The 22,668-nt window shown below is 68.6% G+C and carries 25 protein-coding genes; all 25 read left to right on the top strand.

The genetic code is table 11. The features are described 5' to 3' along the window. Positions 1–29: 29 nt before the first annotated feature. Complete coding sequence (atpA, locus tag ASC91_RS28305; RefSeq protein WP_056205547.1) at positions 30–1,583, top strand: F0F1 ATP synthase subunit alpha; 1,554 nt, start codon at positions 30–32, stop codon at positions 1,581–1,583. Between the two features lie 74 nt (positions 1,584–1,657). Beyond that, positions 1,658–2,530, top strand: coding sequence for a F0F1 ATP synthase subunit gamma (gene atpG, locus ASC91_RS28300; protein WP_056205545.1), 873 nt, complete (start codon positions 1,658–1,660; stop codon positions 2,528–2,530). A gap of 41 nt (positions 2,531–2,571) precedes the next feature. After that, positions 2,572–3,987 carry a F0F1 ATP synthase subunit beta gene (gene atpD, locus ASC91_RS28295; RefSeq protein ID WP_056205542.1) on the top strand — a complete coding sequence of 472 codons (1,416 nt, stop codon included), beginning with the start codon at positions 2,572–2,574 and terminating at the stop codon, positions 3,985–3,987. A gap of 71 nt (positions 3,988–4,058) precedes the next feature. Then, a complete protein-coding gene (locus ASC91_RS28290) occupies positions 4,059–4,475 on the top strand; it encodes a F0F1 ATP synthase subunit epsilon (RefSeq protein WP_056205540.1) in 417 nt (138 codons plus the stop codon). 63 nt (positions 4,476–4,538) lie between these two features. Next, positions 4,539–5,339: a beta-ketoacyl synthase chain length factor gene (locus tag ASC91_RS28285; protein ID WP_056205538.1), complete on the top strand. Its 801-nt coding sequence runs from the start codon at positions 4,539–4,541 to the stop codon at positions 5,337–5,339. Further along, entirely contained in the window at positions 5,323–6,141 is an 819-nt protein-coding gene (locus ASC91_RS28280; RefSeq protein ID WP_157282225.1) for a 1-acyl-sn-glycerol-3-phosphate acyltransferase, read from the top strand. The genes ASC91_RS28285 and ASC91_RS28280 overlap by 17 nt, the downstream gene beginning before the upstream one ends. Then, positions 6,119–6,382 carry a phosphopantetheine-binding protein gene (locus ASC91_RS28275; protein ID WP_056205536.1) on the top strand — a complete coding sequence of 88 codons (264 nt, stop codon included), beginning with the start codon at positions 6,119–6,121 and terminating at the stop codon, positions 6,380–6,382. The genes ASC91_RS28280 and ASC91_RS28275 overlap by 23 nt, the downstream gene beginning before the upstream one ends. A gap of 20 nt (positions 6,383–6,402) precedes the next feature. Next, on the top strand, positions 6,403–6,696 hold the full coding sequence (locus tag ASC91_RS28270; RefSeq protein ID WP_056205534.1) for an acyl carrier protein: 294 nt from the start codon (positions 6,403–6,405) through the stop codon (positions 6,694–6,696). 19 nt (positions 6,697–6,715) lie between these two features. After that, positions 6,716–7,258, top strand: coding sequence for a hypothetical protein (locus tag ASC91_RS28265; RefSeq protein ID WP_157282223.1), 543 nt, complete (start codon positions 6,716–6,718; stop codon positions 7,256–7,258). Then, the gene (locus tag ASC91_RS28260; RefSeq protein ID WP_056205530.1) at positions 7,248–8,939 is read left to right on the top strand and encodes an AMP-binding protein; all 1,692 of its coding nucleotides are present in this window, start codon (positions 7,248–7,250) and stop codon (positions 8,937–8,939) included. Before ASC91_RS28265 ends, ASC91_RS28260 begins: the two co-directional genes overlap by 11 nt. After that, a complete protein-coding gene (locus tag ASC91_RS28255) occupies positions 8,936–9,673 on the top strand; it encodes a glycosyltransferase family 2 protein (protein ID WP_056205528.1) in 738 nt (245 codons plus the stop codon). Before ASC91_RS28260 ends, ASC91_RS28255 begins: the two co-directional genes overlap by 4 nt. Next, positions 9,670–10,611: an acyltransferase gene (locus tag ASC91_RS28250; RefSeq protein WP_056205526.1), complete on the top strand. Its 942-nt coding sequence runs from the start codon at positions 9,670–9,672 to the stop codon at positions 10,609–10,611. Before ASC91_RS28255 ends, ASC91_RS28250 begins: the two co-directional genes overlap by 4 nt. Continuing rightward, a complete protein-coding gene (gene hutH / locus ASC91_RS28245) occupies positions 10,598–12,136 on the top strand; it encodes a histidine ammonia-lyase (RefSeq protein WP_056205525.1) in 1,539 nt (512 codons plus the stop codon). Before ASC91_RS28250 ends, hutH begins: the two co-directional genes overlap by 14 nt. After that, a complete protein-coding gene (locus ASC91_RS28240) occupies positions 12,123–12,554 on the top strand; it encodes a thioesterase family protein (RefSeq protein ID WP_056205523.1) in 432 nt (143 codons plus the stop codon). The genes hutH and ASC91_RS28240 overlap by 14 nt, the downstream gene beginning before the upstream one ends. Further along, positions 12,551–13,138, top strand: a complete 588-nt coding sequence (locus ASC91_RS28235) for an outer membrane lipoprotein carrier protein LolA (RefSeq protein WP_082533084.1) — start codon at positions 12,551–12,553, stop codon at positions 13,136–13,138. The genes ASC91_RS28240 and ASC91_RS28235 overlap by 4 nt, the downstream gene beginning before the upstream one ends. Next, complete coding sequence (locus ASC91_RS28230) at positions 13,131–15,428, top strand: MMPL family transporter (protein ID WP_157282221.1); 2,298 nt, start codon at positions 13,131–13,133, stop codon at positions 15,426–15,428. The genes ASC91_RS28235 and ASC91_RS28230 overlap by 8 nt, the downstream gene beginning before the upstream one ends. After that, the gene (locus ASC91_RS28225) at positions 15,409–16,641 is read left to right on the top strand and encodes an NAD(P)/FAD-dependent oxidoreductase (protein ID WP_056205517.1); all 1,233 of its coding nucleotides are present in this window, start codon (positions 15,409–15,411) and stop codon (positions 16,639–16,641) included. Before ASC91_RS28230 ends, ASC91_RS28225 begins: the two co-directional genes overlap by 20 nt. Further along, on the top strand, positions 16,629–17,183 hold the full coding sequence (locus ASC91_RS28220; RefSeq protein WP_056205515.1) for a DUF3261 domain-containing protein: 555 nt from the start codon (positions 16,629–16,631) through the stop codon (positions 17,181–17,183). The genes ASC91_RS28225 and ASC91_RS28220 overlap by 13 nt, the downstream gene beginning before the upstream one ends. Next, complete coding sequence (locus ASC91_RS28215) at positions 17,183–18,355, top strand: beta-ketoacyl-ACP synthase (protein ID WP_056205513.1); 1,173 nt, start codon at positions 17,183–17,185, stop codon at positions 18,353–18,355. Before ASC91_RS28220 ends, ASC91_RS28215 begins: the two co-directional genes overlap by 1 nt. Beyond that, positions 18,345–18,818: a 3-hydroxylacyl-ACP dehydratase gene (locus tag ASC91_RS28210; protein ID WP_235532132.1), complete on the top strand. Its 474-nt coding sequence runs from the start codon at positions 18,345–18,347 to the stop codon at positions 18,816–18,818. Before ASC91_RS28215 ends, ASC91_RS28210 begins: the two co-directional genes overlap by 11 nt. Next, positions 18,815–19,549, top strand: a complete 735-nt coding sequence (fabG, locus tag ASC91_RS28205) for a 3-oxoacyl-ACP reductase FabG (RefSeq protein WP_056205509.1) — start codon at positions 18,815–18,817, stop codon at positions 19,547–19,549. The genes ASC91_RS28210 and fabG overlap by 4 nt, the downstream gene beginning before the upstream one ends. Positions 19,550–19,673: 124 nt before the next feature. Continuing rightward, complete coding sequence (locus ASC91_RS28200; RefSeq protein ID WP_056205506.1) at positions 19,674–20,909, top strand: beta-ketoacyl-ACP synthase; 1,236 nt, start codon at positions 19,674–19,676, stop codon at positions 20,907–20,909. A 27-nt stretch (positions 20,910–20,936) separates the two neighbouring features. Continuing rightward, positions 20,937–21,449 (top strand): hypothetical protein, encoded by a 513-nt coding sequence (locus tag ASC91_RS28195; RefSeq protein ID WP_056205505.1) that lies wholly within the window; start codon positions 20,937–20,939, stop codon positions 21,447–21,449. A gap of 94 nt (positions 21,450–21,543) precedes the next feature. Continuing rightward, positions 21,544–21,978: a hypothetical protein gene (locus ASC91_RS28190; RefSeq protein WP_056205503.1), complete on the top strand. Its 435-nt coding sequence runs from the start codon at positions 21,544–21,546 to the stop codon at positions 21,976–21,978. Between the two features lie 16 nt (positions 21,979–21,994). Beyond that, complete coding sequence (locus ASC91_RS28185; protein ID WP_056205501.1) at positions 21,995–22,657, top strand: 4'-phosphopantetheinyl transferase superfamily protein; 663 nt, start codon at positions 21,995–21,997, stop codon at positions 22,655–22,657. Positions 22,658–22,668 lie beyond the last annotated feature (11 nt).

Raw genomic sequence — 22,668 nt, 5'->3', positions numbered from 1 at the left:
CGAAGGAACGGCCACCTGGGAGACCTAGCATGCAACTGAATCCCGCTGAAATTTCCGAACTGATCAAGAGCCGCATCGAGGGTCTTGGTGGCAGCACGGACATCCGCAACCAGGGCACCGTCGTGTCCGTTTCCGACGGCATCGTCCGCGTCCACGGCCTGTCCGACGTGATGCAGGGCGAAATGCTCGAATTCCCGGTCGCCAAGGACGGCAGCCAGACCTTCGGCCTCGCGCTGAACCTCGAGCGCGACTCCGTCGGCGCCGTGATTCTGGGTGCCTACGAGCACATCTCGGAAGGCGACACTGTCAAGTGCACGGGCCGCATCCTGGAAGTGCCGGTCGGCCCCGAGCTGATCGGCCGCGTCGTCAACGCGCTGGGCGAGCCGATCGACGGCAAGGGCCCGATCAACGCCAAGATGACCGACGTCATCGAGAAGGTCGCCCCGGGCGTGATCGCCCGCAAGTCGGTCGACCAACCTGTGCAGACCGGCCTGAAGTCGATTGACTCGATGGTTCCCGTCGGCCGCGGCCAGCGCGAACTGATCATTGGTGACCGTCAGACGGGCAAGACCGCCGTCGCCATCGACGCGATCATCAACCAGAAGGGTCAGAACATGACCTGCGTCTACGTCGCCATCGGCCAGAAGGCGTCGTCGATCAAGAACGTGGTGCGCTCGCTGGAACAAGCCGGCGCGATGGAATACACCATCGTTGTCGCCGCCTCGGCTTCCGAGTCCGCCGCGATGCAGTACGTGTCGGCCTACTCGGGCTGCACGATGGGCGAGTACTTCCGCGACCGCGGCCAGGACGCGCTGATCATTTACGACGACCTGTCCAAGCAGGCCGTCGCCTACCGCCAGGTTTCGCTGCTGCTGCGCCGCCCGCCGGGCCGCGAGGCCTACCCCGGCGACGTGTTCTATCTGCACAGCCGCCTGCTGGAGCGCGCCGCTCGCGTGAACGCCGACTACGTCGAAGCCTTCACCAAGGGTGAAGTCAAGGGCAAGACCGGTTCGCTGACGGCACTGCCGATCATCGAAACGCAAGCCGGCGACGTGTCCGCCTTCGTGCCGACCAACGTGATCTCGATCACCGACGGCCAGATCTTCCTGGAAACCAGCCTGTTCAACGCCGGTATCCGCCCCGCCATCAACGCCGGTATCTCGGTGTCGCGCGTCGGCGGTGCAGCCCAGACCAAGCTGATCAAGTCGCTGTCCGGCGGTATCCGTACCGACCTGGCGCAGTACCGTGAGCTGGCTGCGTTCGCGCAGTTCGCTTCCGACCTGGACGAAGCCACCCGCAAGCAGCTGGACCGCGGTGCCCGTGTGACGGAACTGCTCAAGCAAGCCCAGTACTCGCCGCTGTCCATCTCGCTGATGGCTGCGTCGCTGTACGCCGCCAACAAGGGCTTCATGGACAGCATCGAAGTGAAGAAGGTCCTGGCCTTCGAACACGGCCTGCACCAGTACCTGAAGACCAGCCACGCCGCGCTGCTTGCCAAGCTGGAAGCGGACAAGGCGATGGACAAGGATGCGGAAGCTGAACTGAACGCCGCGATCACTTCTTTCAAGAAGTCGTTCGCTTAAGAAGCCGATGACCTTGCGGGACAGACCTTTGAGCGCAGCGAAAAGCTCTGTCCCCAACTGACTAAGGAATTTGCATGGCTTCAAGCAAAGAAATCCGCGGCAAGATCAAGTCGGTCGAGAACACCAAGAAGATCACCAAGGCGATGGAAATGGTCGCCGCGTCCAAGATGCGCAAGGCGCAGGAGCGGATGCGGTCGGCTCGCCCCTACGCCGAGAAGATCGGCAACATCGCGGCCAGCCTCGCCAAGGCCAATCCCGAGTACCGCCATCCCTTCCTCGTCAAGAACGAGGGCGTGAAGGCGGTCGGCATGGTCGTCGTCACGACGGACAAGGGCCTGTGCGGTGGTCTCAATACCAACCTGCTGCGCGCGGCCACGGCCAAGCTCAAGGAACTGGAAACCGCGGGCCAGAAGGCCGAGGTCGTCGCCATCGGCGGCAAGGGCCTGGGCTTCATGAACCGCATCGGCGCCAAGGTCGTTGCCCACGCGACGCAGCTCGGCGACCAGCCCCACATTGAGGCCCTCATCGGCCCGGTCAAGGTGCTGCTCGACCAGTACGCCGAAGGCAAGCTGTCCGCCGTCTACCTCTGCTACACGCAGTTCATCAACACGATGAAGCAAGAGGTGAAGGTGCACCAGCTGCTGCCGTTGAAGGCCGACGACATGGTGACGGACAAGGCCGGCCACTCGTGGGACTACATCTACGAGCCGGACGCCGCCACCGTCATCAACGAACTGCTGGTGCGCTACACGGAAGCCCTGGTCTTCCAGGCCGTTGCCGAAAACATGGCCAGCGAGCAGTCCGCCCGCATGGTGGCCATGAAGGCCGCGACCGACAACGCCGGCACGCTGATCGGTGAGCTGAAGCTGGTCTACAACAAGACCCGTCAGGCCGCGATCACCAAAGAGTTGTCCGAGATCGTCAGCGGCGCCGCCGCGGTCGGTTGAGTCACCCGGCACGCAAAGAATTGAATTGAAGGAACGCAAAAATGGCTAACACTCAAGCAGCAGTCGGCAAGATCGTTCAGTGCATTGGCGCCGTCGTCGACGTGGAATTCCCGCGCGACCGCATGCCCAAGGTGTACGACGCGCTGAAGATGGAAGGCTCGGCACTGACGCTGGAAGTCCAGCAGCAGCTGGGCGACGGCGTCGTCCGCACCATTGCGCTGGGTTCGTCCGACGGCCTGCGCCGCGGCACCGAAGTCTTCAACACCGGCGACACCATCAAGGTGCCGGTCGGCAAGGCAACCCTCGGCCGCATCATGGACGTGCTGGGCAACCCCATCGACGAGCGCGGCCCGGTCTCTTCCGAGCTGACCGCCTCCATCCACCGTGCCGCTCCGGCCTACGACGAGCTGAGCCCGTCGCAGGACCTGCTGGAAACCGGCATCAAGGTCATTGACTTGATCTGCCCGTTCGCCAAGGGCGGCAAGGTGGGTCTGTTCGGTGGCGCCGGCGTCGGCAAGACCGTCAACATGATGGAGCTCATCAACAACATCGCCAAGGCGCACAGCGGTCTGTCCGTGTTCGCCGGCGTGGGTGAGCGCACCCGTGAGGGCAACGACTTCTATCACGAGATGTCGGACTCCGGCGTCGTGGTCCAGGACAAGCTGGAAGACTCCAAGGTTGCCATGGTCTACGGCCAGATGAACGAGCCCCCGGGCAATCGTCTGCGCGTGGCACTGACCGGCCTGACCATCGCCGAGTCCTTCCGCGACGAAGGCAAGGACGTGCTGTTCTTCGTGGACAACATCTACCGCTACACGCTGGCCGGCACGGAAGTGTCCGCACTGCTGGGCCGCATGCCTTCCGCCGTGGGCTACCAGCCAACGCTGGCCGAGGAAATGGGCCGCCTGCAAGAGCGCATCACGTCGACCAAGGTCGGCTCGATCACGTCCATCCAGGCCGTCTACGTCCCTGCGGATGACTTGACCGACCCGTCCCCCGCCACGACCTTCGCCCACTTGGACGCCACCGTCGTGTTGTCGCGCGACATCGCTTCGCTGGGCATCTACCCCGCCGTGGACCCGCTGGACTCGACCAGCCGCCAGATCGACCCCAACGTCGTCGGCGAAGAGCACTACACGACGACCCGTGCCGTGCAGCAGGTGCTGCAGCGCTACAAGGAACTGCGCGACATCATCGCCATCCTGGGCATGGACGAACTGTCGCCGGAAGACAAGCTGTCGGTGGCTCGCGCCCGCAAGATCCAGCGCTTCCTGTCGCAGCCCTTCCACGTCGCCGAAGTCTTCACCGGCTCGCCCGGCAAGTACGTGCCGCTGAAGGAAACCATCCGCGGCTTCAAGATGATCGTGGCTGGTGAGTGCGACCACCTGCCGGAGCAGGCTTTCTACATGGTGGGAACCATCGACGAAGCTTTCGAGAAGGCCAAGAAGATCCAGTGAGGTTGACGGGGACGTCTCGGCGTCCCGTCTCCCGCAGGACTTCTTCAATGGTTAGCTAAGGAAGATTGAACATGGCAACCCTCCACGTCGACGTGGTCTCCGCCGAAGAGCTGATCTTCTCGGGCGAGGCCAAGTTCGTCGCCCTGCCGGGCGAGAGTGGCGAGCTCGGCATCCTGCCGAAGCACACGCCGCTGATCACTCGCATCAAGCCAGGCGCCGTGCGCATCGAGCGCCCGGACGGCACCGAAGAGTTCGTCTTCGTCGCCGGCGGCATTCTCGAAGTGCAGCCGAACCGCGTGACCGTGCTGGCCGACACCGCCATCCGCGGCAAGGACCTCGATGAAGCCAAGGCCATCGAGGCCAAGAAGCAAGCCGAGGAAGCGCTGAAGAACGCCAAGAGCGAACTCGACCAGGCCGCGATCCAGAACGAGCTGCTCACGCTGGCGGCCCAGGTCGCGGCGCTGCGTAAGTTCCGCGCGAAAAGCTAAGGGCATTCCCTGGCTCAACCGCAAGCCCGCCTCTTGGCGGGTTTTCTACTTTCAGACCCGCCCATGACCACGCCCACCGCTGCCCCCGTAGCCGCCCAGGACGGCCTGGCCCTGCACGTCGAGCAGTGGGCGGCGTGGGCGCCGGGTCTGGCATCCCAGGACGACTGGCGGGCCTGGCTGCGTCAGCCGCAACCGGTTACCGCCGACGCACCGGCCGCGCCACCGCTGCCGGAAGTGCCGGCGATGGCGCGGCGGCGCATCGACCCGCTGGGGCGCGCTGCCCTGCAGGTGGCCTATTGGGCCCAGCAGGGCGTCGACGCGGCGGCGCTGGCGGCCATGCCACTGGTGTTCGCGTCGCGTTGGGGAGAATTGGCGCGCTCGGTCGCCATGCTGCAGGACCTGGCTCAGGGCGAGGCGCTGTCACCGACCGCCTTCAGCCACTCGGTGCACAACGCCATCGGCGCCCAGTACTCCATCCAGCGCGGTATCACCGCCAATGTCAGCGCGGTGGCCGCGGGCGAGGTCAGCGCTGCCGCCGGCTGGGTCGAAGCCCATGCGCTGCTGGCCGCCGGCGCGCCCGCCGTGCTGCTGACGGTGTTCGACGCGCCGCTGCCGGTGCTGTATGCCCATACCGGGCTGGACGCCCTGATCGCCCCGCCGCATGCCTTTGCGCTGCGTCTGCGTGTGGCGCGCGCCGGCGAGCCGGCCGTGCAACTGACGCGCCAGGCCGCGCTGGCGAATGCGTCGCCCAGCACGCTGTCGCCCAATCTGCAGCTGCTGCAGTGGCTGCTCGACCCCGCCGCCGAGCTGCGCCAGGTGGACGGCGCCGCGGACTGGCAGTGGCGCCATGTCGTCGCTCGATAGCCTGCTGTCCGACTGGTCCCGGGCCTGGTCCCGTGCCTGGCGGGTGCCGGCCACGGGTCTGAGCTTCGCCTGCTTCGGCATCGGCGGCCTGCTGATGGGCGTGCTCGCCTTCCCGCTGATCAACCTGCTGGTGTGGGACCCGGTGCGCCGCATCCGCTGGTCACGTGCGCTGGTGGGGGCCAGCTTTCGCGGCTTTATCGGCCTGATGACGCTGCTCGGTCTGGTGCGCGTGCGCTGGACGGGCGCCGAGCGCTTGCAGCGGCGTGGCCTGCTGGTGCTGGCCAACCACCCGACGCTGATCGACGTGGTGGCGCTGATCGGGCGCACGCCCAACGCCGATTGCGTCGTGCGTGCCGGGCTGGGCGACAACCCCTTCACCTGGGGGCCGGTGCGGGCCTGCAACTATTTGCGTAACGACCGTGGCAGCGAGGTGTTGGAAGGTTTCAACGCCAGCCTCCAGGCGGGCAGCAATCTGGTAATTTTTCCCGAAGGCACCCGAAGCAGGCCCGGGCATGCTTTGCAGTTGCAGCGCGGTGCGGCCCAATTGGCCCTGCGCACGGGCGTGGCCATCACGCCAGTGCGCATTCGCTGCGAGCCGCTGGGATTGAGCAAAGGCTGGCCGTGGTGGAAAACCCACGACCGGCCGTTACACCTGAGTCTGGATGTGGGCGAGGACATCGCCGTGACACCCTTTCTAGAGGGTGCTCACGGAGAATTCCCGCTCGCTGCAAGACGGCTCACGGGATACTTGCGGGACTATTTTTCTGGGGGAAAAGGCGATGGAACAGAGCCTGGAACTTGAAATCAAGACCTTGCTCATCGACGCCTTGAATCTCGAGGACATGAGCGCAGACGACATCGACGCCGAGCAGCCGCTCTTCGTCGAAGGCCTCGGACTGGATTCCATCGACGCGCTCGAGCTGGGCCTGGCGCTGCAAAAGCGCTATGGCGTCACCATGTCGGCCGATTCGGAGGAAACCCGCCGCCATTTCCGCTCCATCCGGGCTTTGGCAGCTTTCGTGGCCACGAGCCGCAAGGGCTGAATCGCCAGGGAGTTCACACCATGACCGAACACGACATCTACACGCGCCTGTCGGCCATCCTGGTCGAGACCTTCGACATCGAGCCCGAGCGCATCCGCCCGGAAGCCCGGCTGTACGACGACCTGGACATCGACTCCATCGACGCGGTGGACCTCATCGTCAAGCTCAAGCCCCTGGTGGGCAAGCGCCTGCAGCCCGAGGCCTTCAAATCGGTGCGCACGCTGCAGGACGTCGTCAACGCCCTGACCGCGCTGCTGCAGCAGGCCGAGGAAACCACCGGTGAAGACGAGGCCGCGCTGCCGCGCGCCGCCTGATCCCGTTTCTCGCCCCAGCGTGCGCAACATCCTCTGGGTGGCGCTGACCGCCCTCTATCCCGTTCTCGTCTACCTGGGCCTCGCACATGCCGAGCCCCGGGTGTTGGCGCTGCTGCTTCTCGCTCTGGCGCTGGCGCGCTACCTCGCGTCGCGCAGCCAGCAGGCCCTCGCGATCGCGCTGGCCGGCCTGGTGCTGGCCGCGTTGACGGCCTGGTCCAACCAGCTGTTGCCGCTGAAGATCTATCCGGTGGCGATGAACCTGGCCATGCTGGTGCTCTTCGGCGCCAGCCTGTTCAAGGGCCAGACCGTCGTCGAGCGCCTGGCGCGCCTGCACGACCCCGAGTTGGACGCCCACGGCGTGGCCTACACGCGCCGCGTCACCATCGTCTGGTGCGGCTTCTTCATCGTCAACGGCAGCATCAGCCTGGCGACGGCCCTGTGGGCCAGCGAGCAGACCTGGGCGCTGTACAACGGCTTCATCACTTACGGGCTGATGGGCACCCTGATGGGCGGCGAGTGGCTGGTGCGCCGCCGCGTACGAGCCGGCAAGCATGTGGCGTGAACTGCGCCTCGGCCTTGCCGGTGCCCTGAGCCCGGCGCGGGCCGCTCAGCCCGTGGGTTGGCGTTCCGGCCGGGCTGTCATGTCGGCCGAGTTCCTGGCCCAGGCCGCTGGCTGGTTCGCGCATTTCCAGGCGCTGGCGACGGGCGACGTCGCACTGCATTTCGAAGACACCCTGCACGCCACCGCCGCGCTGTTCGGCGCCTGGCATGCCCGCAAGACCGTCTGGTGGCCCGGTGACGCGCTGCCGGCCACGGCGCAGCGTCTGTCCGAGCAGGTGGGGGCGTTTGCCGGCGACTGGCCTGGCCGCAGCGATGCCACTGCTGCCGTGGCCGATGCGCCCGTGCCGGATTGGCAGTCGCTGGACCCGCAGGCCCCCCAGCTCGTCGTTTTCACTTCCGGCAGCAGCGGCGAGCCCGGCGCCATCCCCAAGCAGCTGCACCAGTTGTTCGACGAGGTGCGCGCGCTGGAAGCCGAGTTCGGTGCGCGCCTGGACGGCGCCACGGTTCACGCCACCGTCAGCCACCAGCACATCTACGGCCTGCTGTTCCGCGTGCTGTGGCCACTGGCCGCCGGCCGCCCCACGGCAGCGAACCGCGTGGCCTATCTGGAAGACCTGCATGCCGTGCCCGGCCGCATCGCGCTGATCGCCAGCCCCGCCCACCTGAAGCGCCTGCAGCTCGCCGTCACCGGCGACCTGCCCGAGCGCCTGGCGGCGGTGTTCAGCTCCGGCGGCCCGCTGCCAGCCGATGCGCTGGCCCCCTGCGCCGAGCGCCTGGGTCAGACGCCCATCGAGGTCTACGGCAGCAGCGAGACCGGCGGTGTGGCCTGGCGCCAGCGCCCGCCCGGCGCGGGCGATGCCGAGCCCTGGCGCGCGCTGCCCGGCGTCGAATGGCAATTGAGCGACGGCCAGCTGCAGCTGCGCTCGGCCCATATCGGTGGCGATGACTGGTACACGGCCGCCGACCATGCCCGCGCGGAAGGCCCCGGCTTCGTGCTGTTGGGCCGCGCGGACCGCATCGTCAAGGTGGAAGAAAAGCGCGTGTCGCTGGCCGCCGTCGAGCAGGCCCTGCTGGCCAGCGGCCAGGTGCAGGAAGCCCGCGCGCTGCTGCTGCCGGGCTCGCGCCAGGAGCTGGGCGTCGTGTTGGTGCCCACGCCCGAGGCCTGGGGCGCCATCGACCAGGCCGGCCGCGCTGCATGGCTCGCGCCGCTGCGCGAACGCCTGGCCGCCCAGCTGGAGTCCACCGTGCGCCCGCGCCGCTGGCGCCTCGTCAGCGAATTCCCCGCCAACACCCAGGGCAAGACCACTCAGGCCGCATTGCAGGCCTTGTTCGACCCCATGCGCCCGCCCGCCCGGGTGCTGATGCGTGAGGCGCTGACGGTGCGGCTGCGCGTCGACATCGAGGCCCGCCATCCCGGCTTCGAAGGGCACTTTGAGGGCCAGCCTGTGCTGCCGGGCGTCGTGCAGCTGGATTGGGCAGAGCGCTTTGCACGCGAGCTGTTCGCACTGCAGCCGGCCTTTGCCGGGCTGGACCAGCTCAAGTTCCAGCAGGTCATCCGCCCCGGCGGCACCGTGGACCTCGAGCTGACCATCAATGCCGACGGCAGCGAGCTGCGTTTCGCGCTGACCAGCGAGCGCGGCGCGCACGCCAGCGGCAAGCTGCGCTTCGGAGCCGGCGTGTGAAGGTTTGCGCCGTCATTCCTGTTTACAACCATGGCGGTACGGTCGGTGGCGTTGCGGCCAAGCTGCGCGAGCAGGGCCTGCCGGTGCTGCTGGTGGACGATGGCAGCGCAGCCGCCACGGCAGCGCAGCTCGACGCCTTGGCGCGGCAGGACGGCATCCAGCTGCTGCGCCTGCCGCACAACCAGGGCAAGGGCGTGGCCGTCATCGCCGGCATGCGCCTGGCGGTCGAGCAGGGCTACACCCATGGCCTGCAGATCGATGCCGACGGCCAGCATGACGCCTTCGATGCCTCGCGCTTCGTGGCCGCCGCCCAGGCGCGCCCTGAGGCACTGATCTGCGGCTGCCCCATCTATGACGCCTCCGTGCCGCGCGCGCGGCTGTACGGCCGCTACGCCACCCACATCTGGGTCTGGATCAACACGCTGAGTTTCGCCGTGCGCGACTCGATGTGCGGCTTTCGCATCTACCCGCTGGCCACCACGCTGCCGCAGCTCGCGCATGCCTCCATGGGACGGCGCATGGACTTCGACACCGAGATCGCCGTGCGCCTCGTCTGGGCCGGCGTGCCGGTCGTCAACCAGCCCACGCGCGTGCACTATCCGGTCGGCGGCATCTCGCACTTTCGCGTCTGGCGCGACAACGTGCTGATCTCGGCCATGCACACGCGGCTCTTCTTCGGCATGCTGTGGCGCGCGCCGCTACTGCTGGCGCGCAAGCTGCGGAGCAATCCATGACAGTGCGCGCTCAGCACTGGGCGTCGTTGGGTGAAACGACCTTCGTCAGCGGTATCTGGCTGCTGTACGGCGTGCACAAGCTCTTCGGCCGGCGCCTGGTTCGCTGGGCCATGTTTCCCGTGGTGGTGTTGCATTGGCTGACGCGCCCGGCGCTGCGCCGCTCATCGCTGGACTATCTGCGCCATCTGCACCGTGCCGAACCGGGCGTGTTCAAGCGTGAACCCGATTGGCGCGAAGGGCTGCGCCACGTCGCCTGCTTTGCCGAGACCATGCTCGACAAGCTGCTGGCCATGGCCGGCCGCTACCCGGCCGAGTGCGTGCGCGAGCAGGACTTCTCTCTCGTCGACGCCATGGTGGCCCGGGGCCAGGGCGGCATCTTCATCACTGCCCACATGGGCTGCCTGGAGCTGTGCCGCATGGTGGGCCGCACCAAGCAGGACCTGAAGCTGACGGTACTGGTGCACACCCGCCACGCCCAGGCCTTCAACCGCATCCTCAAGCGCCTGGACCCGAGCTCCGCTGTCAACCTGCTGGAGGTCACCGACTTCGGGCCGGCCATGGCCATGCAGCTCAAGGAGCTGGTGGACGCCGGCGGCTGGATCGCCATTGCCGGCGACCGCGTGCCCATCCAATCCGCCCAGACCGTCAGCGTCGACTTCCTCGGTGCGCCGGCGCCGCTGCCGGTGGGCGCCTATGTGCTGGCCGGCGTGCTGCACTGCCCGCTGGTGCTGCTGACCTGCCTGCACCGGGGGGCCGGCTATGAGATCCGCTTCGAGGTGCTGACCGAGCACGTCAGCCTGCCGCGAGCGGGGCGCCGCGAGGCTCTGGCCCAATACGCTCAGAGCTACGCACGGATTCTGCAGCGCCGCCTGCGCGAATCGCCCTATGACTGGTTCAACTTCTACGCTTTCTGGGACAGCCCGCATGCCGTTGCCTGAGATTGTTTTCGATGGCCGCCCGCTGAGCCTGGACGACATCGCCGCCATCTCCCGCCGCGAGGCCCGCGCGCGTCTGAGCACCGCGCCTGATTTCGTGCGCCACATCGACGCCGGCGCCGAGTTCATCGCCCGCCTGCTGGCTGAGGACGGCGTCGTCTACGGTGTCACCACCGGCTACGGCGACTCCTGCACCGTCAGCATCCCGCCGGCCCTGGTCGCCGAGCTGCCGCGCCACCTCTACACCTACCACGGCATCGGCGCCGGCCCCATGCTGGCGCCCGAGCAGGTGCGCGCCGTGCTGGCCGTGCGGCTGCAGTCGCTGGCGCAGGGCGTGTCGGGCGTGAGCTACGCCTTGCTGCAACAGTTGGCCGCCCTGATCGAGCACGACATCCTGCCCTTGATCCCCAGCGAAGGTTCGGTCGGCGCGAGCGGTGACCTTACGCCGCTGAGCTATGTCGCCGCCGTGCTGTGCGGCGAGCGCGAGGTGTGGTTCCAGGGCCGGCAGATGCCGGCGGCCGAGGCCCTTGCGGCCGTCGGCCTCAAGCCGCACACGCTGCGCCCCAAGGAAGGCCTGGCCATCATGAACGGCACGGCCGTCATGACGGCGCTGGCCTGCCTGGCCTTCCAGCGTGCCGAGCGCCTGTCGCTGCTCGCCACACGCATCACGGCGGCCAATGTGGTCGCCAGCGCCGGCAATGCCCATCACTTCGACGAGCGCCTGTTCGCCGTCAAGCCGCATGCCGGCCAGCAGCGCGTCGCCGCGCGGCTGCGCACCGACCTCGCCAGCGACCGCCCCAGCCGCAATGAGCAGCGCCTGCAGGACCGCTACTCGCTGCGCTGCGCGCCCCACGTCATCGGCGTGCTGGAAGACGCGCTGCCCTGGCTGCGCCAGCTCATCGAGAACGAGCTCAACAGCGCCAACGACAACCCGCTGGTGGACGCCGTCGAGGAGCGCGTGCTGCACGGCGGCCATTTCTACGGCGGCCATATCGCCATGGCCATGGACACGCTGAAGACGGCCGTCGCCAACGTCGCCGACCTGCTCGACCGCCAGCTCGCCCTGCTGGTGGACACACGCTTCAACCACGGCCTGCCGTCGAACCTGAGCGGTGCCCTGGGCGGGCGCGCCGCCATCAACCATGGCCTGAAGGCGCTGCAGATCAGCGTCTCCGCCTGGACCGCCGAAGCCCTCAAGCAGACCATGCCGGCCTCGGTCTTCAGCCGCAGCACCGAGTGCCACAACCAGGACAAGGTCAGCATGGGCAGCATCGCGGCCCGCGACGCGCTGCGCGTGCTGGACCTGAGCGAGCAGGTCGTCGCCGGCCTGCTCATCAGCGCACGCCAGGGCCTGGGCCTGCGCCAGCGCCTGGGCGGCCTGCAGCTGAGCCCGTCGCTGTCGGCCTGGTACGAGCAGCTCTGTGCACGCCTGCCGCTGATCGACGAAGACCGCGCGTTGGATGTCGAGCTGCAGATGTTGCTGCGCGAGATCCGTTTGCCCCACGGAGCCCTGCATGCGCCTGCGTGAAGACCCGCGCCTGGCCCACGAGATCGAGATCACGCCGGCCTTCCACGATCTCGACCCGATGGAGATCGTCTGGCACGGCCGCTATGTGCAATACCTGGAGCAGGCGCGCTGCGCGCTGCTGCAGCGCTTCAACTACGACTACCCGCAGATGCGCGCCAGCGGCTATGCCTGGCCCATCATCCATCTGCAGCTGAAATACGTGCGCCCGGCCGAATACGGCATGCGCCTGGGCGTGCGCGCCTGCATCACCGAGTGGGAGCACCGCCTGCGCATCGACTACACGGTGCGCGACATCGCTACCAACGCGCGCCTGACCCGGGCCCACACGCTGATGGTGGCCGTGGACATGCGCAGCAAGGAAATGCAGTTCGCCAGCCCGCCTATCCTGTTTGAACGTCTGGGCATTCCGCTGCCATGAAGCGCCGTCTCTTCCTTCTTGCCGCATGCCCGTTGCCCGCGCTGGCCGACACCATCGCGCAGGTTCAGCAGCGCCTCGTCAGCACGCCGGTGCAGCGCGGTGGCTTCCAGCAGGACAAGCAGCTTGCCGGCTTCGCCAAGCCGCTGAAGAGCCAGGGCGACTACCTGTTGGTGCGCGGCAAGGGCCTGATCTGGCGCACGACGGCGCCGTTCGCCAGCCAGTTGGTGCTGACGCGCGACCGCATCGCCGGTGGTGGCGGCCTGCAGCTGGATGCCAGCAAGGAGCCCGGCATCCGCGTCGTGACCCAGCTGATGCTGTCGCTGCTGGACGGCGACCTCGGCGCGTTGCAGCAGGCCTTCGAGGTGCAGGCTAGCCTGGGGGGCGACAAGGCCTGGCGCGCGGCGCTTAGACCCAAGGCCGCGGCCCTGGCCCAGCTCTTCAGCCGCATCGAGCTGGAGGGTGATCGCCAGCTGCGCCGCATCGTCATGACCGAGGCCCAGGGCGACACGACGACGCTGCGCTTCGACGAGCAGGCCCGCGAGCCCGCTGCCCCCAGCGCTGACGAGGCCAAACAGCTTGGTTGATCGCGCCAGCCGCCTGGCGCCCTGGTTGTGGGCGCTCGCGCTGCTGCTGATGGCCGCAGCCCTGGCCCTGGCTGCATGCAAGGGCCGCGTGCGCATCAACACCGATGTGCTGGCCATGCTGCCCAAGGACGAGCGCCGGCCCGAGGTCGAGCAGGCGATGGCTGCGCTGGCCAGGGCAGGAGAGGGCCGCATCATCGTCATGCTGCGCGCACCCAAGGGCAGCGAAGCGGCGATGGACCGCTTCATTGCCAAGCTGCAAGTCGAGGCGCCCGCCATCAAGCTGCGCCACCGCGTGTCCGACGCCCAGCAGGCCGACTGGCTGAGCTTCTTCGCCCCGCAACGCGGCGCCCTGCTGACCGACGCCCAGCGCCAGTCCCTGCAGACCGCTCCTTCGGAAGCGCTGGCTCAACAGGCGCTGACCAGCCTGATGCAGCCCATGGGCCTGCCGCGCGTGGGCCGCTGGATCGATGACCCCTTCAACACCCTCGGGGCATGGCTCGCCGAGCGAGCCCAGGGCAGCAAGGTGCGCGCTCTGGACGGCCGCCTGCGCCTGGCCGATGCCCAGGGCGACTGGATGCTGGCCCTCATCGACAGCGGCGCCAGCGCCTTCGCGCTGGGCGACAACGAGCGCATCGCCGAAGCCCTCGCCAAGGCCCGCGCTGCCGTGCCCGAGGCCCAGGTGCTGGCTGCCGGCGTGCCCCTGCATGCGCATGCCGCGGCCGCGCAGGCCCAGCGCGAGATGCACCTCATCGGCATCGGCTCTCTCGTCGGCGTGTTTGCCTTGAGCTGGTTCGCTTTCGCCCGCATTCGGCCGCGCCTGCTAGTGCTGCTGTCGGTGGGCAGCGGCCTGCTGGTGGCCGTGGCGGCGACGTTGGCGGTGTTTGGCGAGCTGCACCTGATCACGCTGGTGTTCGGCGCCAGCCTGGTCGGCGTGGCGGAGAACTACGCCAGCAGCCACTACAGCAGCCGCATCGCCCAGCCGCCGGCGCAGCGCTTCGCCTTGATGCGCGAGCAGCTGCCGACCATGGTGCTGGCCCTCAGCACGACGCTGGCCGGCTATGCCCTGCTCGCGACGACGCCTTTCCCGGGCCTGCAGCAGGTCGCGCTGTTCTCTGCCGCCGGCCTCTCGGCCGCCTTCGTCAGCACCTGGCTGTGGTTCCCGCATCTGGACGCCGGCCCCGTGCCCGTGCGGCCGCTGACGCGCGCGTTGGGCCGCGCCTGGCAGCGCTGGCCGCAACTGAACTGGCGCAGCGGCCTGATCGGCGGCGTCGTCATCGCCGCTCTGTTGGCGGCTGCCGCCTGGTGCGGCCAGGCCAACGACGACATCCGCCTGCTGCAGAACACGCCGCCCGCGCTGATGCAGGAGCAGATCGACATCGGCCGGCGGCTGGACCTGCCCAGCCCGGCGCAGTTCTACCTGCTCAACGCGGGCAGCGAGGAAGTCCTGCTCGAACGCGAGGAAACCTTGAAGGCCAAGCTCGCCGGCATGCCCGGCATCGGCGGCTGGCAGGCCGTTTCCGACTGGGTGCCGTCGCCCGCGCGCCAGGCCTCTGATGCGGCCCTGGTGCAGCGCCGCTGGGCCGAGGTGTCGCTGCTGGTGGCCGAGCAGCTGGGCCAGCCCGTGCCGCAGCCCGACGCCGTTGCGGCGCCGGTGCTGACGGTGGAGGCCTGGCGCGCGGCGCCCGTCAGCGAGGCCGCGCGCCATCAGTGGCTGGGCCGCGATACCGACGGCCGCTGGCACAGCGTCGTGATGCTGCGTGGCGTGTCGCGGGCATCCTTGCCGCAGCTTGCCGCCCTGGCCGACGGCACGACGGTGCGCTGGGTCGACAAAGTGGCCGATGTCTCCGAGCTGCTCGCCCGTCAGCGCATCCGCATGCTCGGCGTGCTGGCGATTGCGGTGGGCGCCGTCGCAGCCTTGCTCGCCTGGCGCCTGGGCGCTGCCTGGTGGCGCGCTCTGGTGCCGACGTTGCTGGCCGGCAGCCTGGCGCTGGCCGCCACCGCCTTGCTCGGCCAGCCCTGGCAGCTCTTCCACGTGCTGGCCCTGCTGCTGCTGCTCGGCGTGGGAGTGGACTACGGCATCTTCCTGCTCGCCCAGCCGAGCCGGCGGGACCTGCGCGGCTTCGTCTCCATCACACTCGCGGCCGCCAGCACCTGGCTGTCCTTCGGGTTGCTGGCCCTGTCCGGCACGCCGGCCTTGCGGGCCTTCGGCCTGACCCTGGGCCTGGGAATTGCCCTGGCCTGGTTCCTCACCCCTTTCTTCGTCAACGACCATGACCCTCGAAACGACTGACGTCTGCATCATCGGCGCAGGCCCTGCAGGCGCCGTCGCTGCGGCCCTGCTGCGCCGCCAAGGCCTGGCCGTGACGGTGCTGGAGCGTCAGCTCTTTCCACGCTTCTCCATCGGTGAGAGCCTGCTGCCACAGTCCATGGCCTATATCGAGAAGGCGGGGCTGCTGCAGGACGTCGTCGAGGCCGGCTTCCAGTTCAAGAACGGCGCGGCCTTCTGCCGCGGCCCCAAGCGCACCGCTTTCGACTTCCGCGACAAGTTCACGCCCGGTTGGGGCACGACCTACCAGGTGCAGCGCGCGCATTTCGACCAGGTGCTGGCCAATGGCGCCGCCAAGGCCGGCGCCGATGTGCGCTACCGCCACGAGGTGACGGCCGTGCGCGTCGCGGCAGGTCAACGCCCGCAGCTCGACGTGCAGCCGCTGGACGGTGGCGCGGCCTACACCGTCGAAGCCGGCCATCTGCTGGACGCCAGCGGCTTCGGCCGCACGCTGCCGCGCCTGCTGGACCTGGAGACGCCCTCAAGCTTCCCCGTGCGCGCCGCCACCTTCACCCATGTGCAGGACCGCATCAGCGACCCGACGTTCGACCGCACCAAGATCCTCGTTACCGTGCATCCGGACGACGTGGACGTGTGGTTCTGGACCATCCCCTTCAGCAACGGCCGCTGCTCGCTGGGCGTCGTCGCGCGGGCCGAGTACTTCGACCGCTTCCCCGAGGACGCGACGGAGCGACTGAAGGCCGTCGTCGCCGAGACACCGACGCTGGCCACGCTGCTGAAGGACGCCGTCTGGGACACGCCGGCCAACAAGCTGCAGGGCTATGCCGCCAATGTGAAGTCGCTGTGGGGCCCGGGCTTTGCGCTGCTGGGCAATGCGGGCGAGTTCCTGGACCCGGTGTTCTCCAGCGGCGTGACCATCGCCGTGAAGTCCGCCGACCTGGCCGTGACGGCGCTGCTGCGCGAACGCGCCGGCGAAGCGGTGGACTGGGAGAAGGACTACGCCAAGCCGCTGCGTGCCGGCGTGGACGCCTTCCGTGCCTTTGTGGAGAGCTGGTACCGCGGCGGCTTCCAGGACGTCATCTTCCACCAGGACCAGAACCCCGACATCCGCCGCATGATCTCGTCCATCCTGGCCGGCTACGCCTGGGACCTGACCAACCCCTACGTCGCGCACCCCGAGCGCATGCGCACGCTGGAGCAGTTGTGCGCCCCCTGATCCTGTTCGCTGCGCTGTTGCTGTCAGCCTGCCAGACGCTGCCGCCGCCGGCTGCGCTGCCGCCGCTGCAGCTGGCACCGGCCGCCTTTGGCGCCGAGCTGTCGCTGGCGCAGCGGCTGACGGTGACCGACGTGCCGGACGACCCCAGCGGTGCCGTCACCGAGCGCCAACTCGACACGCTGCTGCAGGTCGACGCGCAGCAGTTGCAACTCGCCGGCCTCGCTTTCGGTCAGCGCGTGTTGACGCTGAACTGGGACGGCCACGAGCTGAAGGTGCAGCGCCATCCCATGCTGCCCGCCGCCGTCGATCCGGCGCGCGTGCTGCGTGACATCGCCCTGGTCTTCGCGCCGCTGCCTGCATTGCAGGCCGCGCTGCCCGCGAGTTGGACCGTGGATGAGTCAGGCAACGAGCGCACGCTGCGCCAGTCCGGCGAGACGCGCCTGACCGTGCGCTACCTGGACGGCCGCGCGCGCGTCGAGATCGACAATCGCGCCGAGCACTATCAACTGCGCATCGAGTCGCGCCCTTTGGAGGGAGGCTGATGTCCTTCTACTTGAACGCCCTGGGCGTCGTCTGCGCCGCCGGCCATGACGCCGCCACGCTGGCCGCGTCGCTGTGGGCCAACACGCCCAGTGGCGTCGAGCCCGAGGCCTGGCGCGGCCGCACCCTGCACCTGGGCCGTGTGCGCCAGCCCCTGCCCCTGCCCGACGCCAACGCGCAACGCAGCCGCAACAACGCGTTGCTGCTGACGGCGCTGCAACCCATCCGCGCCGCGGTGGATGCTTCCATCGAACGCTTCGGCCCGTTGCGCGTGGCCATCGTGCTGGGCACCAGCACCTCGGGCGTCGGCGAGAGCGAAGCCGCCTGGGCCCACCACCGCGAGCACGGCGAACTGCCGGTCTGGCACGATGTGCGCCAGCAGGAGATCGGCTCCGGCGCTGCGCTGCTGGCCGAAGAGCTCGGCACCTTGGGCCCCGCCTATGTCATCTCCACGGCCTGCTCGTCCAGCAGCAAGGCCCTGGCCAGTGCGGCGCGGCTGCTGCAGGCCGGCATGGCGGATGCCGTCGTCTGCGGCGGTGCCGACAGCCTGTGCGACTTCACCGTCGCCGGTTTTGCCGCACTGGAGGCCGTCAGCGACGCGCGCTGCAATCCCATGAGCGCCCAGCGCTGCGGCATCAACATCGGCGAGGCCGGCGCACTTTTCCTGATGACGCGTGAAAGAGGCGAAGGCCCGGCCGTCCGCCTGGCCGGCTGGGGCGAGACCAGCGACGCCCATCACATCTCCGCGCCCGAGCCCAACGGCCGCGGTGCCGAGGCCGCGATGCGCGCGGCCCTGGACATGGCGGGCCTCTCGCCTGCCGACATCGGCTACCTCAACCTGCACGGCACGGCCACGCCGCATAACGACGCGATGGAGAGCGAGGCCGTGGCGCGCGTCTTCGGCCTGAACACCCCCTGCAGTTCCACCAAGCCGCTGACCGGCCACACGCTGGGCGCCGCGGGTGCGCTGGAGGCCGCCATCGGCTGGTTGACCCTGCTGGGCGATGGCGCCTTGCCCGGCCACCATTTCGATGGCGAACGCGACGCCGCCTTGCCCGCCATCCGTCTCGTCCAGCCTGGCGAGCGCCTGGCCGCCGCCCCGCGCGCGGTGTTGTCCAATTCATTTGCCTTCGGCGGCAGCAATGCTGCGCTGGTGCTCACCCGTGAAGACTGACCTCGCTGTCCTCGATATAGCCGACCTCGTGCCGCACCGCGGCGCGATGAGCTGGCTCGACCGCGTCATCGAGGCCGATGCCGAGTCGCTGCTGGCCGAGGCCACCGTGCGCGCCGACCATCTGTTGGTGCAGGGTGGCCAGCTCAGCGCATCGGCCGGCGTCGAATACATGGCCCAGGCGGCCGCTGCATGGGCCGGCTATCAACGTCACATCAAGGCCGATGAGGGCGGGGCCGCCCGCATCGGCTTCCTGCTCGGCACGCGCCGCTACCAGTGCAATCGTGCCGCCTTTCGCGTCGGCGACGTGCTGCGCGTGCAGGTGCAACGCCTCTTCCAGGCCGACAACGGCCTGGGCCAGTTTGAGTGCGTCATCAGCATCGATGGCGCCGAGGTGGCGCGCGCCAGCCTCAATGTCTTCGGGCCCGACGACCCGGAGGCTTTCCTGAACGGACAGACCCCATGAGTACTCCCCATACCGTGCTGGTGACGGGCTCCAGCCGTGGCATCGGCCGCGCCATCGCGCTGCGGCTGGCGCGCGACGGCTACGACGTCGTCATCCATTGCCGCAGCCGCCGCGACGAAGCCGAGGCCGTCGCCCAGGCTGTGCGCGAACTCGGCCGCCAGGCCCGCGTGCTCGCCTTCGACGTCGCCGACCGCGCCGCCACTGCCGCCGCGCTGGAGGCCGACGTGGAGGCCCATGGCTGCTATTACGGCGTCGTCTGCAATGCCGGCATTGCCCGCGACGGCGCCTTCCCGGCGTTGACCGGTGAGGACTGGGACGCCGTCATCCACACCAACCTCGACGCCTTCTACAACGTGCTGCAGCCGCTGACCATGCCGCTGGTGCGCCGCCGCAAGCCCGGCCGCATCGTCACGCTGGCCTCGGTCTCGGGCCTGATGGGCAACCGCGGGCAGGTCAACTACAGTGCCGCCAAGGCCGGCATCATCGGCGCTAGCAAGGCGCTGGCCGTCGAGCTGGCCAGCCGCAAGATCACGGTCAACTGCGTGGCACCGGGCCTCATCGAGACGGACATGATCGACGCCGAAGTGCTGGAGCACGCGCTGAAGTTGATCCCGGCGCAGCGCGTCGGCCAGCCCGAGGAGGTGGCGGCCCTGGTGGCCTTCTTGATGAGCGAGGACGCCGCCTACATCACGCGTCAGGTGATTTCGGTCAACGGAGGAATGGTCGGATGAGGGCGGGCCGAGCGCCGGGCCGCTCCCAAGCCGGCCCGCATCCCCTCGGGGGATCGGCCGGCGTACTCGGCGGACGAGGGGCAGACATGAATCAGGTGATTTCTGTGAATGGGGGGATGGTCGGGTGAGCAACAAGAGAGTCGTCATCACCGGCATCGGCGCGTTGTCGCCGCTGGGGCATGACGCAGAAACCGTCATGGACAGCCTGCGCGCCGAGACCAACAAGGTCCAGCGCATGGCCGACTGGGCCGCCTACGAGGGCCTGAACACGCAGGTCGGGGTGCCCTGCGCACCCTTCGAGCTGCCGGCCGACCGCTACAACCGCAAGACCATGCGCAGCATGGGCCGCGTGGCGCAGATGGCCACGCGCTCGGCCGAGCTGGCACTGGAGCAGGCCGGCCTCATCGGCGACCCGCTGCTGACCAGCGGCCGCATGGGCGTGAGCTTCGGCAGCTCCAGCGGCACACCCAGCGCCATCGGCGACTTCGGCCGCATGATGACGGTCAAGAGCATCGAGGGCATCAACGCCAACACCTACGTGAAGATGATGTCGCACACCGCGACCGTCAACATCGCGGTGTTCTTCGGCATCACCGGCCGCATCATCACGACGAGCAGCGCCTGCACCTCGGGCAGCCAGGGCCTGGGCTATGCCTACGAGGCCATCCAGAGCGGCCGCCAGGTCGCCATGCTGGCCGGCGGCGCCGAGGAACTGGACCCGACGCAGGCGGCGGTGTTCGACACGCTGTTTGCCACCAGCACCAAGTACAACGACCAGCCGCGCCTGACGCCGCGCCCCTTCGACGCCGACCGCGACGGCCTGGTGTTGGGCGAGGGCGCCTGCACCTTCGTGCTGGAGGAGTACGAGCATGCCAAGGCGCGCGGCGCCAAGATGCTGGGCGAGATCGTCGGCTACGGCACCAACTGCGACGGCACCCACGTCACGCAGCCACAGTCCTCGACCATGGCCCAGGCCATGCGGCTCGCGCTGGAAGACGCCGGCCTGCCCGCCACTGCCATCCCCTACGTCAACGCTCACGGCACCAGCACCGACCAGGGCGACGTGGCCGAGAGCCAGGGCACGCAAAGCATCTTTGGCACCGGTGTGGCGATCTCGTCGCTGAAGAGCTATATGGGCCACACCCTGGGCGCCTGCGGTGCACTGGAGGCCTGGATGACGCTGGAGATGATGAACGCCGACTGGTTCGCGCCCACCATCAACCTCAAGCGCGTCGACCCGCGCTGCGGCGATCTCGACTATGTGTTGAGTGGCGGCCGCGTGCTGCAGACCGAGTTCGCGATGACGAACAATTTCGCCTTCGGCGGCATCAACACTTCGTTGATCCTGCGCCGCCTTTGATTTCGACAACCCGCCTGGGAGGGCCTGATGAAGCAGAGCGTACTGACCGTTGCAATGATCTTGGCGAGCGCTGCGGCGCAAGCCGGTTCGCCGGAACAGGAGTTGGCTGACGGCAAGCGGATCGCCGCCAGCTTGTCGCAGGAAGGTCGAGACCTCTGCGTCTTCGACAACGGTGCGCCGTCCGACATGCCGCACCAGAAACTGCAACAGCTCAAGGTCGCCAAGGGCACCTATGGCGGCGTCAAGGAGTTGCTGCCGGCCCTGGTGCAGCAGGCCCTGGCGAACAAGGCCGATGCCCTCGTGGACTACAACAGTTCGCAGCGTTTTGGCTTCTGGCCTTGGCGCGTCGTGCGCCCGGTGGTCACGGCAACCGCCATCCGCTGGAACGAGGCGCCTCGCAAGTCCTGCGAGGCCATGGGTGGCGTGCGCATGGAGGTCATCCTGACGACCAACAAGAGCCCCGAGGCGCTGGCGCAGGGCGTCGCGCCTCAGGCGCCCGCCGCCGCCACGGCCGATCAGGCGGCATCCGCGCCGCAGTGATCGCAGGGCTGCGCAGCGCATTTGCCGGCTTCCGCCTACCTGTGCGGCGCCCTTGATACGGCATCATCGAAAGCCCCGTTCAAGGAGCGTGCTCATGAAGTTTCGTCTTGTGGTCTTGGCCGCCGCTGCGTTGCTGTCGGCGCCAGCCTTCGCGCGCGACACCGTGCTGCATATCCCGCTGGCCGATGTGCTGGAACTGCCCGAGGCCAAGGAAAAACTGGACCCGGCGTTCAAGTTCTATTTGGCCGGTCAAGCGACGCCGAAGGTCAGCAGACGCCTCGCGACCTACGTGGCCAATCCGAAGACCAACGGCTTCGGCAAGGCGGACGACTATGGTTGCAAATGGGCCGCATTGAGTGCGCTGATCGATCTGCAGGATGGCGCCAAGCGCCACGGCGCCAATGCCGTGGTCGACATCGTCAGCTACTACCGGAAGGTGGAGTACAAGAGTGCGACCGATTTCGAGTGCCATGCCGGTGCCTTCGTCATTGGCGTCGCTTTGCGCGGCACTTTGGCCAAGGTTGAGTGACTGACCACGGCTCGCGGTGACCCTGCTCTGCCTGCTGGCCGCCGAGCCTGAGCTGCGGGTCGGCATGCCGTCACCGGGCGCCTGGCTGACGCCCTCCGAGCAGGCTCGCCTGCAGTCGCTGGGCACCGAGGCCCGGCGCGACACCTTCCTGGCCGGCCGCTGGCTGGCGCGCCGCGCGGTGCAGCGCTGGCTGGGCTCGGATGAGCCGCCCGCACTGGAGGTGGCCAGCAGCGGTGCCTGCCGCGTGGCGGGCCGTGGCGATGTGTTCGTGTCCATCAGCCACAGCGCCGGCACAGTCGCCTGCGTCGCGGCCGGGGTGCCGATCGGCATCGATGTGGAAAGCCTGGCTCGGCCGCGCGACCACCTGGCCCTGGCCGAGACGGTGCACAGCCCCGCGCAGCGCGCCGAGCTGGCCGCCTTGCCGGTCGAGGCGCGCGCGCAGGTCTTTCTGCAGGCCTGGACGCTCAAGGAGGCCTGGCTCAAGGCGCGCGAACAGGGTCTGGACTTTGCGCTGATGCGGGCGCTGGACTTCAGCGACGACCCCGAGGGCGACGTGGCCGTCACGACCATCGGCGCTGTGGTGCTGGCTGTGGCCTGCAATCCCAAGTTGCCTGTGCGCATCGAAGGCCCCATGAATGCAGTGTGGCGCCGCTGCCGGGCGCGCAGGGCCGGCGAATAAACTGCTGGCCC

Source organism: Pelomonas sp. Root1237 (assembly GCF_001425055.1).
GTDB lineage: Bacteria > Pseudomonadota > Gammaproteobacteria > Burkholderiales > Burkholderiaceae_C > Pelomonas.
Note: the sequence above shows the minus strand (reverse complement) of the source record. Positions and strands in the feature narration are given on the sequence as shown.

Bases quoted from the DNA above. Each gene is read 5' to 3' on its own strand.
- atpA (WP_056205547.1), top strand. From the start codon at position 30: ATGCAACTGAATCCCGCTGAAATTTCCGAACTGATCAAGAGCCGCATC.
- atpG (WP_056205545.1), top strand. From the start codon at position 1,658: ATGGCTTCAAGCAAAGAAATCCGCGGCAAGATCAAGTCGGTCGAGAAC.
- atpD (WP_056205542.1), top strand. From the start codon at position 2,572: ATGGCTAACACTCAAGCAGCAGTCGGCAAGATCGTTCAGTGCATTGGC.
- ASC91_RS28290 (WP_056205540.1), top strand. From the start codon at position 4,059: ATGGCAACCCTCCACGTCGACGTGGTCTCCGCCGAAGAGCTGATCTTC.
- ASC91_RS28285 (WP_056205538.1), top strand. From the start codon at position 4,539: ATGACCACGCCCACCGCTGCCCCCGTAGCCGCCCAGGACGGCCTGGCC.
- ASC91_RS28280 (WP_157282225.1), top strand. From the start codon at position 5,323: ATGTCGTCGCTCGATAGCCTGCTGTCCGACTGGTCCCGGGCCTGGTCC.
- ASC91_RS28275 (WP_056205536.1), top strand. From the start codon at position 6,119: ATGGAACAGAGCCTGGAACTTGAAATCAAGACCTTGCTCATCGACGCC.
- ASC91_RS28270 (WP_056205534.1), top strand. From the start codon at position 6,403: ATGACCGAACACGACATCTACACGCGCCTGTCGGCCATCCTGGTCGAG.
- ASC91_RS28260 (WP_056205530.1), top strand. From the start codon at position 7,248: ATGTGGCGTGAACTGCGCCTCGGCCTTGCCGGTGCCCTGAGCCCGGCG.
- ASC91_RS28250 (WP_056205526.1), top strand. From the start codon at position 9,670: ATGACAGTGCGCGCTCAGCACTGGGCGTCGTTGGGTGAAACGACCTTC.
- hutH (WP_056205525.1), top strand. From the start codon at position 10,598: ATGCCGTTGCCTGAGATTGTTTTCGATGGCCGCCCGCTGAGCCTGGAC.
- ASC91_RS28240 (WP_056205523.1), top strand. From the start codon at position 12,123: ATGCGCCTGCGTGAAGACCCGCGCCTGGCCCACGAGATCGAGATCACG.
- ASC91_RS28235 (WP_082533084.1), top strand. From the start codon at position 12,551: ATGAAGCGCCGTCTCTTCCTTCTTGCCGCATGCCCGTTGCCCGCGCTG.
- ASC91_RS28225 (WP_056205517.1), top strand. From the start codon at position 15,409: ATGACCCTCGAAACGACTGACGTCTGCATCATCGGCGCAGGCCCTGCA.
- ASC91_RS28215 (WP_056205513.1), top strand. From the start codon at position 17,183: ATGTCCTTCTACTTGAACGCCCTGGGCGTCGTCTGCGCCGCCGGCCAT.
- fabG (WP_056205509.1), top strand. From the start codon at position 18,815: ATGAGTACTCCCCATACCGTGCTGGTGACGGGCTCCAGCCGTGGCATC.
- ASC91_RS28195 (WP_056205505.1), top strand. From the start codon at position 20,937: ATGAAGCAGAGCGTACTGACCGTTGCAATGATCTTGGCGAGCGCTGCG.
- ASC91_RS28190 (WP_056205503.1), top strand. From the start codon at position 21,544: ATGAAGTTTCGTCTTGTGGTCTTGGCCGCCGCTGCGTTGCTGTCGGCG.